Origin of the sequence: uncultured Campylobacter sp. (assembly GCF_938030785.1) — a bacterium.
Classification (GTDB): domain Bacteria; phylum Campylobacterota; class Campylobacteria; order Campylobacterales; family Campylobacteraceae; genus Campylobacter_B.
Window position 1 is genome coordinate 1 of the sequence record NZ_CALHIK010000056.1, and the last position, 1,046, is coordinate 1,046.

Annotated in this window: 1 pseudogene; it reads left to right on the forward strand. The window is 50.9% G+C overall.

Features of this window, described 5'->3' with window-relative positions:
- Positions 1-544 (forward strand): annotated as a pseudogene (locus Q0438_RS03005) (DNA polymerase III subunit alpha); the annotation flags it as partial.
- Positions 545-1,046 lie beyond the last annotated feature (502 nt).

Genomic DNA, 1,046 nt, shown 5'->3' on the forward strand with positions numbered 1-1,046 from the left:
GGTAGCATCGCTAAACGACGACGCGCTGGAGCGCCCGATGGCGTTTTGGGTGCGGCTTAGTAAAAACACGTCCCCTTACGGCGGCAAATATCAAATTTATCTGGATGAAATTTTGAGCCTGGATGCGGCACGCGAGATCGAAAACTACGCGCCAGGCAAAATCAGAGGCTCCAGATTCGGCTCCGAGCGCAGAAATGAGGGCGAAAACGGTTTCGGCGGCGAACGAAGTGGCGGCTACGGCGGCGGGAATTTTGCTGAGCGAAGGGGCGGGTTTGTTGCGGAGGATCCCGCTCTTAAGGCGCGCAAAGAGCGCGAGGCGCAGCGCAAAAACGCGCAGGATTTCGAGTTTGAGCTAAATTTGGGCGAGCTAAGTCGCGAGAAAATTTATAAAATTTACCATCTCGCCTTTTGCGACACGGCGCTAAAAAATACCAAGCGGCTGATTCTGCGGATTCGCAACGGCAGCGAGGTACTCGTTTATCCGACCGAATACATCGTGAGCGATAATTTCACCGAAAAGGTACGCGAAATCATCGCGGCGTAGGCGCCGCAAAGCTCTTTCATCGCGCGCTAGGCGGCGGGTTAAATTTCTTGCCCGCGCTGCACGCAAGCATTTTATGGGGTGACAGCCAGTCTCAACTGCCGATTAAATTTCATTCTAGCTAGCGCTACATGCAAGCGCCGTCTTAGCGCGTAGAGAGCTTAGATTTTGGCGTGGCCGCGATAAAAGATAAATTATTCGGCTCAAAATTTGCCGCGCATAAAATTTACTGCGTGACGCGCAGAAATCAAAACCGCACGGATCGCTCCCGATATCTAAATTTATTGCATTTATCGCGGCGAAATTTTATGTGTGGTAAATTTTAAATGCAGACTTCTTGTTTTATTGTGGCGATAAGGCTCGCAGCGCGCCGTTCATGCTGCCGCAACAATCGCTCGCCGTACCTCCATTCTCCGTCGCGGTTTGCTTACGGTACAGCAGATGGTATGTGCGCTTTCAAATTTAAAGCTAAAATTTTGCGAAGTTTTACTTTGGCAGAGCTCTG